The sequence below is a fragment of the Yinghuangia aomiensis genome (assembly GCF_039542225.1).
Taxonomy (GTDB): Bacteria; Actinomycetota; Actinomycetes; order Streptomycetales; family Streptomycetaceae; genus Yinghuangia; species Yinghuangia aomiensis.
This window is the reverse complement of the sequence record NZ_BAABHS010000044.1, coordinates 29,951-45,662: the sequence shown is the minus strand read 5'-3', so window position 1 is coordinate 45,662 and position 15,712 is coordinate 29,951. Positions and strand designations below refer to the sequence as shown.

Here is a 15,712-nt window from a genome sequence, read left to right as displayed (position 1 = left end):
GCCGCGGTCGTTGTGCGGGCTGGGGGGAGCTGCGGCAGATGGGACGCCGGTGACCGGCGCGAGGTCAGGCCGCGACGTAGGACGTCAGCCAGGCCGGGAATTCGGTCAGGTCGTGGAGGACGGCGTCGGCGCCGGCGGCCCGCAGGTCGGCGAACGGGATCGGGCCGGTGGCCACGGCGACCGCGACGGCGTCGGCGGCCCGGGCGCCGCGGATGTCGCCGGTGTGGTCGCCGACATAGACGGACGCGCCGTGCTCGCGCAAGGCCGTCGCCTTGCCGTCGCTCCACAGGCCGCCGACCACGACGTCGACGTCCAGGCCGAGGTCGCGCATGTGCAGCTCGGCGTTGGCCTGCGACTTGGCGGTCACCACGAGCGTCCGCCCGCCGAGGCGGCGCACCGCCGCGAGGGCGTCGTGCGCGCCCGGCATCGCCGTCGTCCCGGCGATCGCCTCCGCGGGGTAGATGTCGCGCCGGTAGCGCTTCGCGAGCCGCTCGACGTCGGCGGCCGGGAACCACACGGCCAGCTCGTCCTCCAGCGGCGGCCCGAGCCGCGACACCACCAGGTCGACGTCGATCGGGACGCCCGTCTCGGCGCTCAGCACCCGCCACGCGGCCCCGATGCCGGGCCGCCCGTCGATCAACGTCATGTCGAGGTCGAAGCCGACGACGAGGCCGTTCGCAGCAAGATCGTCCATGGGGCAGGCTAACCCGGGGGCGCGGGGGAGGCGGCACGGGGTGCGGGCGACTCACCCGGCCCCGGGATCCGCAATTGCTGGGCGCGCCCCGCGCCGGCCGCCAGTACCGCAGCCTGCTCCTGGCCGGCGGCTTCGCCGAGGTCACCGTCGAGGCGCACACCGGCGTCTTCACCGACGCCGCGATGCTGCCGCTGGTCGAGGGCCGCGCCGAACCCGCCCGCGCGAGCGGTGCCATCAGCCGCGAGCAGGCGGACGGGTGGCTCGCCGAGCAGCGCCGACGCGCCGAGACCGGCCGCTTCCTCGTCGCCGTCCCGTTCTTCGTGGCCGCCGCCACCGCCCGCACCTGAGTGCCGCCGGGCGGTTCATCCCCCCCAAAACGCCGCAGCCGCGCCCCCCGGGCGCGGCTGCGGTCTACTGCTGGTCGGGATACTGCTCCCACGGGGGCCGGTACGGTTGCGGCTGCGCTGCGGCGCCGCCGCCGTAGTACTGGCCGCCGGGCGTGGGCTGCGCCGGATAGCCGTGACCGTCCGCGCCGCCCGGGTAGGCGGACGGCGGTGCCTGCGGCGGGACGGCCTGAGCCTGGGCGGCCGCCTGGGACGCGGCCTGCTGCGCGTCCGCGAACGACGGGGCACCGAGCTGTCCGCGGGAGTTCGCCGACTGGATCCACTGCGCCTCGGTCCAGCCGTCGCTGACGATCCGGCCCGCCGTCACCGCCGACGCCTGCTGGAAGACGCCGCGCAGCGTCGGATCCGGGATCCGTTCGGTGCCGAACAGTGCGGTGTCGCCGAACTGCGCGCCACCCGGCGCGGCTTGGGCGATGTGCCCGAGCTGCCCGGGGTCGCGGACCTGGTTCCACAGGTAGAACAGCGAGCGGTCGTTGAGCGGTTCGCGGAGCTTGTCGAACCGGGAGAACAGCCAGTACGCGAGCACCGCGCAGCCCGTGGCGCCGATCAGCACCACCGCGAGGTTCGCCACCCACAGCCCCGTGTGGTGCGTCGGCGAACCGGCCAGCGGCTTGACGAACAGACCCGCGGCGGCGACCAGCGGGGCGAGCGCCAGCACGACGCGCGCGCCGCGCAGCCGGGCCGGGCGCGAGGCCGGGTTGAGCAGACCGAGCCCGAACAGCCGGTCGTGCACCGCCCGGACCGCGGGATGCTCGGCAATCGCCGTGCGGGCGCCGGCCACCGTGCCGGACGGCAGCGCGGACTGCACCGCCTGCGCGAAGCCGTCACCGGACGGGTCCTGCCCGGCCGGGGAGATCCGGCCGTCGGCGCCGATGGTCACCGCACCGCGCGCCCACGCGCCCAGCAGGGCCACGTCGGCGGTGCGCGCCGGGCCGCCGGCCAGGAAAGCGAGCTGGTACAAGTCCAGCGAGCCCGGTTCGGGCGAGCCGTGCCCGCGGGCCTTTCCGGCGCGCATCACCCCGCGCGTATACAGAGCCGCCCCGGCGAACAGCGCCAGGGCCACGATCAGCCACACCATGGTGTTCCACCCCCCTCGTCCGCCGGACCCCTTCAGGGCCGGTCGGTGCACCACGATGGCACGGGCGCTCGGACTCCGCCGGAGTCCCCGCCCGGCCCGACGGCATTCGACCGGTATGTCGCGTACGACCGCCCGCCCCGAGGACGAAACGCGCGAAGCGCGCGGCGAACGGCCGCGTGGACGGCCGAACGCCGCAGCCGACAAGTCGAATTACCGCACCGGATGTCGTCGCAGCGGTCGGTTCAGACGTCGAACTCGGCCGGGTCGATGCCGAGCGCGAAGCAGGCCTCGCGGACGACGGCGCGCTCCTGCGGGTCGAAGTTGCCGTCGGCGCCGCCGATGACGATGCCGATCTGGATGACGGCACGCGCCTCGTCGGGCTTCTTCTTGGCCTTGGCGACGTCCTGCATGACCTGGACCTTGCCGACCTGGTAGTCGGCCGACAGCTGGTTCGCGTAGGCGTAGAACCGGCGCTCCAGGTCCGCGCGGTCGAAGTTCTGCAGGACGTCGTTCGCCGAGATCAGCTGCGCGACCTTCGCCGTCTCCGCCTGGTCGACCGACCCGTCGGCCGCTGCGACGAGCGCGCACATCGCCATGCTCGCGTCGCGGAACGCGCCGCTCTTCAGGTCGTTCTTCTTCGCCGTCAGCTGCGACTGCATCGTCTGCGCCGACTGCTTGAAACGGTCCCACAGGGCCATGTCCGTCACTCCTCGGTCGTACGTCGCCGGATCGGCGGTCGGGGTCGGTGCGACCCGGCCGAAACACCTTATCCCGGCCGCAACCCCAGGATCCGGACCCCTGTGGACAACTCCGGCCTGTGGACGGCGGACTTGGCCGCCGCGCCGCACAGCCGTACCCTCACGGCCCCGACGCGGCGGCACCACGTCAGCCGAACAGCCGCCCGATCAGCTCCGGATAGTCGATCCCGCCGTCCGCCAGCAGCGCCGTCAGCGCCGCCGGCGGACCCTTCGGCCGCGGACTCTTCACACTCGGCAGGCTCGCCAGGTCACCCGAGGCGAACCCGGCCCCCGGCGACCCCGGCGGCGTGAACGTGTACGTCCGCCAGATCTGCTGGTCCTGGATCAGCAGTACCAGATGCGGCGCCCGCCACGCGACGAACACCCACTTGCCCTTGCCCTGCGCGCGCACCAGCACCGTCGCGTCGTCCGCCTGGCCGAGCCGGTCCGCGACCCGCGCGGCGATCGGCACCGGGTTGGTGAACGACCCGCTGATCTCCCACAGGCCGTCCTCGTACCCGACACCCCACCCGGCGTCCAGGAACTCTTCCGCGGCCGACACGAACTTCTCGTCGACGTCCGGTATTTCGCGTTCGGGCTCGTCGTCCTCGTACGCGTATCCGGAGCCGAACCCGGACGACCCGGATCCCGCAACGTCCGCGGCGGACGACGGTGCCGCGGCGGCCGGGACCGCAGCCGGGGGAGCGGCCGCCGCGGGCGCCACCACAGGTTCGGCAGCCGCCACCGGAGCGGGCGCGGCCACCGGTGCGGCAACCGGAGCGGAAACCGGTGCCGGAGCGGCAGCCACCGCGGCCCCGCCCGAACCCTCGGCCCCGTACACGTAGACGACGTCCGACTCGTCGATCGTCCCGTCCGGCCGCGCGCACGTGGCGCGCAGCAGCGTGCCCGGGCCGCCGTCCCAGCGGAACTCGTGGTCGGTCTGCCCGGACGGGATCGCGCCGACGACCCGCCAGGTGCCCGCGGAGCCGTCCGGCGACGCGGCGACCGTGACGTGTCCGTCCAACGCGCCGGCGACGGCGACGCGCAGCGTCTCGCCTTCCGCCCGCGCGCCCAGCACCACGACACCGGGCGCGACCGGCGCGGCGGCCGCCGCGGGAGCCGCGGGCAGGTCGACGACCGCGGTGTCGCCCTCGGACAGCACGCCGAGCACGCACCCCGCGGCACCGGCCTGCGGGCCGAGCGGAGCCAGCCCCGGCAGTCCGGTCAGCGTCGACCAGCGCGTACCGGTCCGCCACGTCACCACCGTGTCCGCCCCGGCCTGCTCGTCGACCGCGATCCGGGCCGGTGCGGCCCCGAATACCCCGGCCAGAGCGCCGGCATCGAACGACGCCGCACCGGGCCTGGCCACCACGGCCACCTGCCGCGGAGCCAGCCGCCCGACGATCGCGCCGACCGCATCGGCGTCGAACGCCCCGGTCCGCACCCGAAGTTCGTCGACGGGACCGGACGGCAGGTGCCCGATGAGGGTGTCGTCCAGGGTGTGCAGCAGCCGCGCCTCGGGCCCGGTGGTCTCGGGCGCCTCGATGTGCCGCTCGGTCAGCGTGAGCGCCAGCTCGGCGAGGTGCTCCGCGACCCACGGCGCGAGCCGCACGCGGCCGGGCAGCGCGTCGAGCCAGTCGGCGAAGTCCGCGACGACCGCGTGTGACGCGCCGCCTTCGCAGTGCACGACCGTCCACAGGCCGTCGCCGGTCGCGCCCGGGTCACCGGGGCCGACCGCGAGCCGGATCGTGTCCGGGCCCAAAAAAAGCGCGGCCCTTACGCGGAAACCGCCCGCGTAATAAGCCGCGCTGTGCAGGAAATCGCGTCCTGCCGGCCGCGCCGCCGGATACTCCGCAAGTGCGTGTCCGGCGTCCGCGACCACTGCCGTTCGTGCTCCGAGTTCCCGGACGGACGGCAGAAGGTCCTTCTCGATGTCCGGTACGTCGGGAGCGAACCCCACCAGCAGGAATTCGTGCAACGGGATGTGCCGAGGCCACCCGCGCACGAGGTCCGCCGGTGTGGCGGCAACCGTGTGCAAGGTCGCGCTGGGTATGCGTGTGCTGATGGTCGGGCCCCTTCATCCGCAGTCTCGCCCCATCCTAAAAACATTCGGCGGCTTCCCGTCGCGAGGGGCGTCACCCGGTTCGCCACCCGCGCCCGTCAGCCACCCGGCCGGGAGGCCGAATCGGGCACATCCGCCCCGCCCGCCGCCGTCCCGCGGCACCGGTCACTCGTCCAGGCACACGACCGGCACGCGCTGGACCGCGTTGTTGCCGTATCCGCCGGTGTTCCACTCCGGCCGCAGCGGCTGCGTGTTTCCGTGCGTGTCCGTCGCCCGCACGCCCAGCGTGTGCAGGCCCGGTGCGGCCGTCCACACGGTGCGCCACGAGCGCCACGCCCAGTGGTGCCGCCCCGGCGCGTCCAGATCGGCCTCGTGCCAGGTGCGGCCGTCGTCCGAACTGATCTCCACACTCGCCACCGGCGCATGCCCCGACCAGGCGCGTCCCGTCAGGAACACCGGCCCCGACCGCACCACGCGCGTCCGCGACATGAAGTCCGGGAACCCGGGCGGGACCATGAGCGCCCGCGGCCGGATCCGCGTCAGCGGAGTGCCGGGGTCGTCCTCGGAGCGGCGGAACACATACGACGACGCCTGGTGGTAGCCCTCGAACGGCACCGCGGACACCTCGATGGCGCGCAGCCACTTCACACTCGCCATGCCGTACCAGCCGGGCACGATCAGCCGCAGCGGATAGCCGTGCTGCGGCGGGAGCGGGCTTCCGTTCATCGCATAGGCGACCAGCACCTCCGGATCGCCCGCCATCGCCGCCGCCATCGGCAGGCTGCGCTGGTAATCCTGCTCCACGCCGCGCTCGACGCCGTGGTCCGCGCCGGTGAACACCACCTCGGCGGCACCCGGGCGGACACCCGCGACGGCCAGCAGGATGTGCAGCGGCACACCCGTCCAGTCGGCCGTGCCCACACCCCCGTCCAGCCACGGCTGGCTGACCGGCCGCGGATCGAGCAGCCCCCGGCCGTTGCCCGCGCATTCCATCGTCACCCGGTGGGTGACCGTCGGGAACGACCGCAAGGCCGCCACGTCGAGGCTCAGCGGCTCCTCGACCAGACCGCCGACGGTCAGCCGCCATGCGTGCGAGTCGCCGGGAGGGATGTCGTAGTGCGTCAGGACGTAATGCAGTCCCGGCGGAGTGATGTCGTAGCGGAGCGCTTCCAGCGGAAGCCCGTGGTTGCGGCCGGCCAGAGCCGCTTCGTCGGGGCCGATTGCCTCGCCCGGACCCGCGATGCGGGCCGGACCGCTGGCGGCGCCGAGGCCGATGGCGGTACGCGCGTCCATGTGTTCCATGCTGCGCCGCCTGCCGTGCCCGGGCAACGGAAGACCGCATCCGATCGGCGACGACCGCCACACCGCGGAATTGGGACAGATATAGAGGTGAGGATGCCGGTTTCGGAGGGCTCGCTTAACGTGAGCAAATGCGTCGTTATCCGCCCATTGCCAACCATGGAATCGTCGGCGACCTGCAGACCTGCGCCCTCGTCTCCGACGAGGGCGTCATCGACTGGTTCTGCGCGCCGCGGTTCGACTCCGGCAGTGTTTTCGCCGCGCTCCTCGACGCCGACAACGGCGGCAGATTCGCCGTCACGTCGACCCACCACGAGACGACCGTGCGGCAGCTCTATCTGTCCGATTCGGCTGTCCTGGTGACGCGCTTTCTGACCCCGGACGGCATCGGGGAAGTCGCCGACTTCATGCCGCTGCCCGACGACCCGGCCAAGGCCGACGACCGGCACCGGATCATGCGTGTGCTGCGCGTCGTCCGCGGGTCGTTCACCTTCGCCATCGAATGCAGCCCGCGGTTCGACTTCGGCCGCAAGCGGCACCAGCTCCAGGCCGACGGCCCGCTCGCGCACTTCGCCGCCGAGGGCATCGACCTGTACGTCCAGACGCTCGGGGACATCGACCTGGCCGCGGACGGCGACGACCTCCGCGCCCACGTCGAACTGCATGCGGGACAGGTGAGCGCCATCGTCCTCACCGCCGACACTTCCGGAGACCCGGCGCCCGCCCCGCTGGACCGCGGCGACGTCCGCGATGCGCTCTCCGAGACCCGGCATTTCTGGAACGGGTGGGTGCGCAGTTCCCACTACCGCGGCCGCTGGCACCAGATGGTCAACCGGTCCGCCATCACCCTCAAGCTGCTCACCTATGCGCCCACCGGGGCGCCGATCGCCGCCGCGACGATGGGCCTGCCCGAGGAGGTGGGCGGCGAGCGCAACTGGGACTACCGCTATACGTGGATCCGCGACGCGTCGCTCACCATGGCCGCGCTCGGCGACCTCGGCTTCACCGACGAGGTGGTGGCGTTCGGCCGTTGGGTCGGCGCGCGCGTGCGCGAGCGGCGTACGGTCACCGGCGAGCCGCTGCAGATCATGTACCGCGTCGACGGTGATCCGGAGCTGGGCGAAGAGGTCGTCGAGGGCTTCTCCGGCTATCAGGACTCCCCGCCGGTCCGCGCCGGCAATGGCGCCGCGGACCAGCTGCAGCTCGACATCTACGGCGAAGCCGTGTTCGCGCTGTTCCAGGCGCCGGTGCTGGCCGACGTGGCCGGCTACGACGGCTGGCAAGCGCTGTCGAGCCTCCTCGACTGGCTCGCGGAGTCGTGGGACCGGCCCGACGAGGGCATCTGGGAGACACGCGGCGGGCGGCAGAACTTCACGTACAGCCGCATCATGTGCTGGACCGCGTTCGACCGCGGCATCCGGCTCGCCCGCGAGTTCGCGCGGCCCGCGAACATCGTCGGGTGGGTCGGGGCGCGCGATGCGATCTTCCGGCAGGTCATGGAGCAGGGTTGGAGCGACGAGCGCGGCGCGTTCGTGCAGCAATACGGCACGAACGTCCTGGACGCGTCCCTGCTGCTGATGCCGGTGGTGGGCTTCATCTCCGCGCACGACCCGCGGTGGCTGTCCACCCTCGACGCGATGGACACCGAGCTGGTGTCGGACAGCCTTGTGTACCGCTACAACCCCGCCGCTTCCCCGGACGGCCTCAGGGGAGCGGAAGGGACCTTCTCGCTGTGCAGCTTCCTGTACGTGGCCGCGCTCGCGAAGGCGGGGCGTGTCGATCAAGCGCGGTACGCGTTCGACAAGATGCTCACCTACGCCAACCATGTGGGGCTGTTCGCCGAGGAGATCGGCGCGAGCGGCGAGCAACTCGGGAACTTCCCTCAGGCGTTCACGCACCTGGCGCTGATCATGGCGGCGCGGGCCCTCGACGAGGCGCTGGACGCGGAAGAAGCCGCCGGGCACTGACGGAAATGCGTGTGGCCCCCATCCGACGAGCGGATGGGGGCCACACACATGGTGCCGGTGGCTCAGGCCGAGAGGTTCAGCGTCTGGCCGGGCAGGATGGCGTGCGGGTTGCCGCCGATGGTCGACTTGTTGGCGTCGTACAGCTTGTGCCAGTCGCCGACGCCGTTCTTGGCCGCGATCGACGACAGGGTGTCGCCGGCCTTCACGGTGTAGCCGCCGCTCTTGGGAGCGGACGTGGCGGCCTTGGGGGTGCTGCCGGCGAGCTTCGTGCCGCCCTGCGACTGCTTGGCGGAGCCCGCGTCCGACTGGGTCGGCTTCGTGGGCTTGGAGTTCTCGGACAGCTTCGAGGACGACGAGTCCTGCGACTTCGCCGACTGCTTCGGGGTGGACTGCGTGGAGGACGTCGAGGAAGAGCCGCCCGAGGCGGTGGCGTTGGCGTTGCCGCCCGCACCGAGACCGGCCTTGACGGAGCAGACCGGCCAGGCGCCCGGGCCCTGGCCCGCGCGCACGCGCTCGGCGACGGCTATCTGCTGGTCCTTGCTGGCCTGGTCGGCGCTGGGGGCGTACTGCCCGCCGCCGAAGGCGTTCCACGTGCTCTGGGTGAACTGGAGGCCGCCGTAGAAGCCGTTGCCGGTGTTGGCGCTCCAGTTGCCGCTGCTCTCACAGGCGGCGACGCCGTCCCAGGTCGACGAAGACGACCCGGCAGCGCTCGCCGTTCCGGCGAAGCCCGCAAGCGGGATCGCCACGCCGAGACCGGCCACGGCCGCAATCCGGGACTTGCGGAAGCGCTTTCCGCCGTTGTCGCCCGAACGCTTGGTGGTGGTACCGGAGTTGAGAGTGCCGAAACGCATATAAGACCTCTGCGACGCCTGCGAGGCGGAGCCTGTCGGATTCGGACGGAGGGATCGCCCGGCCACGCGTGAATTCGCGCGGCTTCACCCCACGAACGCGCCCGCTCTCCGGCGGCGCGCACGGCTTTGCCTTGGTGTCCCCGCTCCTGCCTTCAGTCGCTGATCGACTGCCACTGTCGGGCGGAGGCAGGATTCGGCGTGCCGCCCGCAGGTGCCGCTTGTGCGGCCGAGAACGACGTTGGCATGCCCGAGGGGTAGAAAACAAACCAAAGTGGGTAAGGGTGCGAAACGCCACATTGGGACATTTCCGGAAGAATCATGCCTGGCCTGCGGAAATCGGCAAATCAGCTACCCGGCGTAGGCGTATGACCACCCCGGGGCGGATGCGCTTGTCGAACAGGTGATCGTTCCTGCAACAATCACCGCCCATGATGCTGACCCCAGGAATAGCAGCACTATCCGGAGCAGGAATAGGTTCGGTGGCCACCCTCATGGGGGTGTGGGTGGCGCAGGGCTTCAGTTGGCGGCGCGAGCGCACCTTGCGCACGTGGGACAAGCGCGCCGCCGCATACGAGGACATCCTCATCTCCATGGCCCGGCTGCGCGGCGAACGCCGCGAAGCGACCAGCACCGGCGAACTCCGCCTGGCCCGCCTCGCCAATCCGGACTCCGAAGACGGCGCGCGCCTCGCGGCGCAGGCCAACCTGTACGGCTCGCTCGAACTCCGCAAGGCCACCGATGCCGCCTTCCAGGCCCTCACCAAGTGGCTGATGGCGCTCATGGCCTGGCGCTCGTACCACGACACCTACAACTCGCTGCCCGATTCGCCGCCGCGCCGTGGCGGGGACGCGCTGTGGGACGCCGTCCTCGACGCCGGAGAGGCCGCCGACAAGGCCGACCTCGCCCTCACCGCGCAGGTCCGCGCCGAGGCGCTCAGCGAGCGGCCGCGCAAGATGCTCCGCGGCCGCTGACCCCCCGAGTACCCGCTCTACCGGCACCACCCGCGGGGGCGCCGCCCGACGGCGCCCCCGCACCGCACCGCATCACGGAAGCCGCGGCACGCCCGGTGTCTCGCCCCGGGCGCGCCGGGCGCCGTCCTCGTCCAGCACGAACGCGGGCCGCAGGTCGGCTTCGTCGTAGTAGCGGTGGTAGACGGGCGTCAGGCCGCCGGAGACCGGCGGCACGATCCAGCTCCAGTCCGCCGGGCAGACCCGGCCGGCGTCCTCCTCGCGCCGCAGGTGGCGCAGGAACCGCTCGGATTCGACGTGGTGGTCGGTGATCGTCGCCCCGGCCGCGTCGAAGGAGTGCAGGACGGCGCGGTTGAGTTCGACCAGCGCGCGGTCCCGCCACAGGGTGCGTTCGCTGGACATGTCGAGGCCCATCAGGTGGGCGAGGAGCGGCAGGACGTTGTACCGGTCGGCGTCGACGAGGTTCCGGGCGCCGATCTCGGTCTCCAGGTACCAGCCGTTGAACGGTGCGGCGCCGTAGGAGATCCCGCCGATCTCCAGGCGCATGTTGGAGATGGCCGGGACGGCGTGCCAGCGCAGTCCGAGGTCGGCGACTTCCGGGATCTCCGGGTGCCCGATGGCGACTTCGCGGACCGCGTCGGACGGCAGCGGATACCAGCGCACGCCCTCGTGGGGGCTGTCCACGATGAGCGGCAGGACGTCGAAGCGGCCGCCGCGGCCGTGCCAGCCGAGTTCCGTCGCGTAGGTGGTGATGCCGGTGTTGCGGCCGTCGCCGGCGAGGGTGCCGTCCGGGTGGACGTACCCGGCGTAGCGGATGAGCTGCTCGTTCCAGATGCGGGGGCCGCGGCGGCCGGGGGCGTCCGGAGCGAACACGGTGATGGTCGGGCGGATGCGGCCGCCGCGCCAGGTCGCGCGCAGGTGCTGGAAGCACTCGGCGGCGATGTCGTCGGTGCCGTGGACCTCGCGCCGGTCGCGGACGACGAGGCTGTTCCAGTACAGGCGGCCGATGCAGCGCGCCGAGTTGCGCCAGGCGACGCGGGCGCCCCAGGTGAGTTCCGCGCCGGTGTGGACGTAGGTGCCGGTGGTGTCGATCTGCCGGGCGATCTCCTGCCAGCGGTCTTCGAGCGCGGCGGCGGCGCCGGTCTCGCGGTGGAAGTCCTCGGTGAACTTCCGGGCTTCGGCGCGGTCGACGGCGGGGGCGTGCGGCGTCCGCGGCGGGTAGGAGGGGCGCGGCGGGTACGCGGGGTGCGGGTCGAGGGAGGTGTGCGCCACCGGGCAGGTCTGCCGGTGGCGCCCGGTGGGCCGGTCCGGGGCACGCTCGGGGGTGTGCTCGGGGGAGCGTCCGGCAGGCAGCGCCGGGGCCTGTTCGGCGGCGCGTCCGGCCGGCAGTGCGGGGGTGTGCTCGGGGGTCCGTCCGGCGGGCCGTGCGGGGGCGCGTCCGGCGGGCAGTTCGGTAGTGGTGTCGTGGCTCAAAGCGGTCCTCGGCAGGAGTGCTGGGTGCGGAGACGAAAGCGCGCCGCGCGGAATCCGGCGGTCCGCGGGCGTGGGCGATACGGAGTTGGGGCGGCGCCTTGCGCCGCGGCGGGGGTCAGTGCCCGGCGAACGTCAGGTCGTCCGCGTCGGCCGCGCCCGGCGGACCGAAACCGGGTTGGCCGAATCCCGCGGCGACCGGATCGTGGTGGATGTGCGAGGACGGCAGGCCGAGTCGTCTGAGGACGCGGGCGCTGTCCCGGACCATCTCGGGCGGGCCGCTCAGGTAGGCGTCGCAGTCGTAGCGGGGGCCGTACTCCGAGAGGACTTCGGCGACGGCGCCGCTGATCCCGGCCAGCGTCATGTCGTCGACGGCGGGGCGGACCTTGAACCAGGACATGCGCTGCGACAGGCGGAGGAGTTCGTCGAGGCCGTACAGGCCGCTGTGGGTGCTCGCGCCGTAGAAGAAGTCGACGACGCGCTGCGATCCGACGTAGGCGATCTCTTCGATGATCGCCTTGAGCGGCGCGATCCCGGTGCCGCCGCCGACGCACAGCACGGGGTGCGGGGCGAAGTGGTCGAGGACCATTTCGCCTTGGGCGGGCCCGAGTTTGATGCGGTCGCCGGGGTGCGCTTTGTGGACGAGCGCGTTGCTGACCCAGCCGGCCGGTACGGCGCGGACGTGGAACGTCAGCAGGCCGTGGTCGCCGGGTGCGTTGGCGATCGAGTACGGCCGCCAGACGCGCGGCCACCACGGCGTTTCGACGGTGGTGTACTGGCCGGCCCGGTACGGGAACGGGTGTTCGGGGCGGACGGTGACCACGGCGATGTCGTCGGCGGGGCGTTCGTGCGCGACGATCTCCGCCATCCAGTGCGGCGGGTTCACGGTCGCGTCGAACTCGGCCGCGCCGGACATGATCCGGGCGGCGTTCGTGTACGCGCGCCCCCACGCGTCCGCGGTCGCCCGGTTCCACGCGTCGCCCGAATAGCGGGCGAGCGCGGCGATGAGGCACTCGCCGACGAGGGCGTAGTGCTCGGTGAGGACGTCGTATTTGCGGTGGTCGCGGCCGAGGCGGCCGAGGTAGCCGGACAGTTCGCCGGCGTTCTCCAGGTCGCCGACGATCCGGACGAGCGCCTGCACGAGCCGGTCGCGTTGGGTGTCCATCGCGGGCGGGAACAGGTCCCGCAGTGCCGGCTCGCGCAGGAAGAGCAGTGCGTAGAAGTGCGACGTCAGATCGCCCGCTCGGGGGGCGACCACCTCCAGGTTTTTGCGTATGAGTTCCGCGTCGGTGTCGAACTCGGAATCGTGCTCGGACAAATTCGCCCCATTGCTCCACCCCCAAACGGCAAGCGGCGATGCGCATCGGTAGCCCGTGGCGAGATCGTCGCTTTGGGCTACTGGGCAAACACGATTGTGTGTGATCGCGTGTGTGCGCAAGTTGAGCGACCGGTTCCGGTTCTGCCGGGGTGGAAGTCGGTTTTAGGGCATACGTGGCGGTTACTCGCGTCGCCGCAAACCCATACGTAAGCGTATGGATATCCGATACGCGCGAGTAAGAGGTCGGTAAGCGGCAATTCGCCCGCGCTTTCGGGATGTCGTCAGGCGGGCGGCAGCGGCCGGGTCGCCGGGCTTTTGCCGAAGGCGAAGCCGGAGAACGCGACGATCATCCACAGCGGGAGGGTCGTGCCCGGCAGACCCGGCACGGACATGACCAGGATCCCGCCCACCGGGAAGAGCAGGCCGAGCACGGAGACCACGCCGATCCACCGCGCGACCGAGCGTTCCCGGAACGCCATCCACGCGACGGCCATCGCGGCGAACATGACGCCCGTCCAGCCGATGTAGCCGCCGAAGTCGTTGAGAACGTAGTAGACGAACCGGCCCTCCTTGTCGAAGCTGTCGTCCTCGGGGCCGCCGTCGCCGTAGATCGCCATCGCGCCCTTCCACCCGTAGCCGAGCGTCAGCGCGCCCGCGGACGCGGTGAACCCGGTGGCGACGAGCTTCGCGGCGGTGCTGTCCGGCACCCGCGGCTCGACGTGCCGGCGCCACGCGGCCGCGCAGTACAGGAGCAGGCCGACGACCGCATAGCCGGCGAGGAACCCGAGGCGGGCCTTCATGATGCTGACGTCGTCGACCATGTCGACGGTCATGCGCCGGTCACCGTCGTCGCCCGGCACGTGCACGTCGGTGAGGATCGTGGCGAAGAACCCCAGCGCCCCCGCGAGCGCCCCCGCCAGCGCCCACGACGCGAAACGCGGCGCGGCGCCGACGGCGGACGAGGCGGGCGCCGGAGGCGCGGCATCGGTGCGTGTCATGGGGAGCATGCCCTTTCTGGCTCGGAGCCTCTCGGACCCGCGGTCGGGCCGGAGGTCCGATGGTCGGGCCGCACCCCCGGTCCGCACATCGGGGCAGGCCCTGAACCGGTCGACACGCGTTGCGCGTCACCCTCCGCGACCCGCCGCCGCCCGCGGCGCGCTCATGTGACACACCTTGCGGGTGGAGTTAGGGTCGAATGAAACGCGTGTCGGCGACGACCGCACCTGGAACCACCATGGCAACTCCGCACACCGCCTCGGCGCACGCCGCCGAGACCTCCGAACGACCCAGCCGCAAAAACCTCGCGCTGCTGGTCATCGCCTCGTGCCAGCTCATGGTGGTTCTCGACATCACGATCGTGAACATCGCCCTGCCGCACATCCAGACCGGCCTGGGCTTCTCCACCACCGGACTGTCGTGGGTCGTCAACGCGTACACCCTCACCTTCGGCGGCCTGCTCCTCCTCGGCGGCCGCACCGGCGACATCCTCGGCCGACGGCGGATGTTCCTCTTCGGCGTCCTGCTGTTCGCCCTCGCATCCCTCCTCGGCGGACTCGCCCAAGAGGAATGGCAGCTCCTCGCCGCCCGGTCCCTGCAAGGCATGGGCGGCGCGATCGCCTCACCGACGGCACTCGCGCTCATCACCACCACCTTCAACGAAGGCCCCGAACGCAACCGGGCGTTCGGGGTTTTCGCGGGCGTCTCGGCAGGCGGCGGCGCCATCGGCCTGCTCGCCGGCGGCATCCTCGTCGAATGGCTGAACTGGCGGTGGGTGTTCTTCGTCAACGTGCCCATCGCCCTCGCAATCGCGCTTGCCACCCCGCGCGTCATCAACGAGTCGCCGCGCCGCCCCGGCCACTTCGACCTCGCCGGCGCCCTCACCGCCACCTTCGGCGTCGGCCTGCTCGTCTACGGGTTCATCCGCGCCGCCCAGGAAGGCTGGAGCGACCCCCTCACCATCGGCTCCTTCGTGGCCGCCGCCGCCCTCCTGGCCACCTTCGTCCTCGTCGAACGCGGCTCCCCGCAGCCCATCACGCCACTGCGCATGTTCGCCGACCGCAACCGCTCCGGCACCTACGTCATCATGCTGTGCCTGGCCGCGGCCATCTTCGGCATGTTCTTCTTCCTCACCCTGTTCGCCCAGGACGTGCTGCACTTCAGCCCGCTGCGCACCGGGCTGGCGTTCCTGCCGGTGAGTGCGGTCATCGCGGTGGCGGCCGCGTTCACGTCCAAGATGCTGCCCCGGTTCGGGCCCAAGCCGTTCATGGTCACCGGCGGCATCCTCGTCGCGGGCGGTCTGTTCTGGCTCACCCAGATCGACGTGGACAGCACCTACGTCGGCGGGATCCTCGGCCCGATCCTGGTGTTCGCGGGCGGCATGGGCATGGAGTTCGTGTCCCTGACCCTGATGGCGCTGTCGAACGTCCCCGAACGGGAGACCGGCGCCGCATCCGGCATGCTCAACGCCTCCCAACAGGTCGGCGGCTCACTCGGCCTGTCCATCCTCGTCACCGTCTTCGGCACCTCCAGCCGCAACGCCGGCAAGGACCAAGCCCAGCAATATCTCTCCACCGCGACCCCCGCACAGCGCGCGGAGTTCCAGAGAACCCACCAACTCCCGCAGCAGTACGCGGACAAAGTCCTCACCTCCGGCATCGCCGACGCGTTCGTCGCGGCCGCCTGCATGGGCCTTCTCGCCGCCCTCGTCGCCGCCCTGGTGATCCAGGTCCGAGCCTCCGACCTCGCCCGGCTGCAGGGCGCCACGGAGTCATCGGACACTGACTGAACACCGGTCGAACACCTGCCCGGACAGTTGCCGCAACGTTGTCCGAAACACCGTGGCCGACAGCATATGGACAATGCCA

General features: G+C 71.9%; 13 protein-coding genes. 4 read left to right on the top strand and 9 right to left on the bottom strand.

Annotated features, from left to right (window positions below; all coding sequences use genetic code 11):
• Positions 1–64: 64 nt before the first annotated feature.
• Positions 65–694: an HAD family hydrolase gene (locus ABEA93_RS36790; protein ID WP_345680305.1), complete on the bottom strand. Its 630-nt coding sequence runs from the start codon at positions 692–694 to the stop codon at positions 65–67.
• Positions 695–768: 74 nt separating this feature from the next.
• On the opposite strand from ABEA93_RS36790, the gene ABEA93_RS36785 reads away from it, so the two are divergent.
• A complete protein-coding gene (locus ABEA93_RS36785; protein WP_345680304.1) occupies positions 769–1,041 on the top strand; it encodes a methyltransferase domain-containing protein in 273 nt (90 codons plus the stop codon).
• A 64-nt stretch (positions 1,042–1,105) separates the two neighbouring features.
• On the opposite strand, the gene ABEA93_RS36780 is transcribed toward ABEA93_RS36785, so the two are convergent.
• The 4 genes from ABEA93_RS36780 to ABEA93_RS36765 form a co-directional block, all read right to left on the bottom strand.
• Positions 1,106–2,176 carry a TIGR04222 domain-containing membrane protein gene (locus ABEA93_RS36780; protein WP_345680302.1) on the bottom strand — a complete coding sequence of 357 codons (1,071 nt, stop codon included), beginning with the start codon at positions 2,174–2,176 and terminating at the stop codon, positions 1,106–1,108.
• 242 nt (positions 2,177–2,418) lie between these two features.
• Positions 2,419–2,874, bottom strand: a complete 456-nt coding sequence (locus ABEA93_RS36775) for a tellurite resistance TerB family protein (protein ID WP_345680300.1) — start codon at positions 2,872–2,874, stop codon at positions 2,419–2,421.
• 187 nt (positions 2,875–3,061) lie between these two features.
• Entirely contained in the window at positions 3,062–4,951 is a 1,890-nt protein-coding gene (locus ABEA93_RS36770) for a hypothetical protein (protein WP_345680299.1), read from the bottom strand.
• Positions 4,952–5,140: 189 nt separating this feature from the next.
• Entirely contained in the window at positions 5,141–6,268 is a 1,128-nt protein-coding gene (locus ABEA93_RS36765) for a sulfite oxidase (protein ID WP_345680298.1), read from the bottom strand.
• Positions 6,269–6,405: 137 nt separating this feature from the next.
• Here ABEA93_RS36765 and ABEA93_RS36760 point away from each other — a divergent pair, with 137 nt between their 5' ends.
• Positions 6,406–8,241, top strand: a complete 1,836-nt coding sequence (locus ABEA93_RS36760; RefSeq protein ID WP_345680297.1) for a glycoside hydrolase family 15 protein — start codon at positions 6,406–6,408, stop codon at positions 8,239–8,241.
• Between the two features lie 62 nt (positions 8,242–8,303).
• Here ABEA93_RS36760 and ABEA93_RS36755 read toward each other — a convergent pair whose 3' ends face one another.
• The gene (locus tag ABEA93_RS36755; protein WP_345680296.1) at positions 8,304–9,092 is read right to left on the bottom strand and encodes a transglycosylase family protein; all 789 of its coding nucleotides are present in this window, start codon (positions 9,090–9,092) and stop codon (positions 8,304–8,306) included.
• A gap of 479 nt (positions 9,093–9,571) precedes the next feature.
• On the opposite strand from ABEA93_RS36755, the gene ABEA93_RS36750 reads away from it, so the two are divergent.
• Positions 9,572–10,063, top strand: coding sequence for a hypothetical protein (locus tag ABEA93_RS36750; protein ID WP_345680295.1), 492 nt, complete (start codon positions 9,572–9,574; stop codon positions 10,061–10,063).
• Positions 10,064–10,135: 72 nt separating this feature from the next.
• Here the strand turns inward: ABEA93_RS36750 and ABEA93_RS36745 are convergent, their stop codons facing one another.
• The 3 genes from ABEA93_RS36745 to ABEA93_RS36735 all read right to left on the bottom strand — a co-directional run bounded on the left by ABEA93_RS36745 (position 10,136) and on the right by ABEA93_RS36735 (position 13,846).
• Entirely contained in the window at positions 10,136–11,533 is a 1,398-nt protein-coding gene (locus ABEA93_RS36745) for a nitric oxide synthase oxygenase (protein WP_345680294.1), read from the bottom strand.
• 115 nt (positions 11,534–11,648) lie between these two features.
• A complete protein-coding gene (locus ABEA93_RS36740; RefSeq protein ID WP_345680293.1) occupies positions 11,649–12,848 on the bottom strand; it encodes a globin domain-containing protein in 1,200 nt (399 codons plus the stop codon).
• Between the two features lie 281 nt (positions 12,849–13,129).
• Complete coding sequence (locus tag ABEA93_RS36735) at positions 13,130–13,846, bottom strand: hypothetical protein (RefSeq protein ID WP_345680292.1); 717 nt, start codon at positions 13,844–13,846, stop codon at positions 13,130–13,132.
• 236 nt (positions 13,847–14,082) lie between these two features.
• Here ABEA93_RS36735 and ABEA93_RS36730 point away from each other — a divergent pair, with 236 nt between their 5' ends.
• Complete coding sequence (locus ABEA93_RS36730; RefSeq protein WP_345680291.1) at positions 14,083–15,633, top strand: MFS transporter; 1,551 nt, start codon at positions 14,083–14,085, stop codon at positions 15,631–15,633.
• Positions 15,634–15,712: the final 79 nt, after the last annotated feature.

Bases quoted from the DNA above. Each gene is read 5' to 3' on its own strand.
- ABEA93_RS36775 (WP_345680300.1), bottom strand. From the start codon at position 2,874: ATGGCCCTGTGGGACCGTTTCAAGCAGTCGGCGCAGACGATGCAGTCG.
- ABEA93_RS36760 (WP_345680297.1), top strand. From the start codon at position 6,406: ATGCGTCGTTATCCGCCCATTGCCAACCATGGAATCGTCGGCGACCTG.
- ABEA93_RS36765 (WP_345680298.1), bottom strand. From the start codon at position 6,268: ATGGACGCGCGTACCGCCATCGGCCTCGGCGCCGCCAGCGGTCCGGCC.
- ABEA93_RS36730 (WP_345680291.1), top strand. From the start codon at position 14,083: ATGGCAACTCCGCACACCGCCTCGGCGCACGCCGCCGAGACCTCCGAA.
- ABEA93_RS36790 (WP_345680305.1), bottom strand. From the start codon at position 694: ATGGACGATCTTGCTGCGAACGGCCTCGTCGTCGGCTTCGACCTCGAC.
- ABEA93_RS36735 (WP_345680292.1), bottom strand. From the start codon at position 13,846: ATGACACGCACCGATGCCGCGCCTCCGGCGCCCGCCTCGTCCGCCGTC.
- ABEA93_RS36755 (WP_345680296.1), bottom strand. From the start codon at position 9,092: ATGCGTTTCGGCACTCTCAACTCCGGTACCACCACCAAGCGTTCGGGC.
- ABEA93_RS36780 (WP_345680302.1), bottom strand. From the start codon at position 2,176: ATGGTGTGGCTGATCGTGGCCCTGGCGCTGTTCGCCGGGGCGGCTCTG.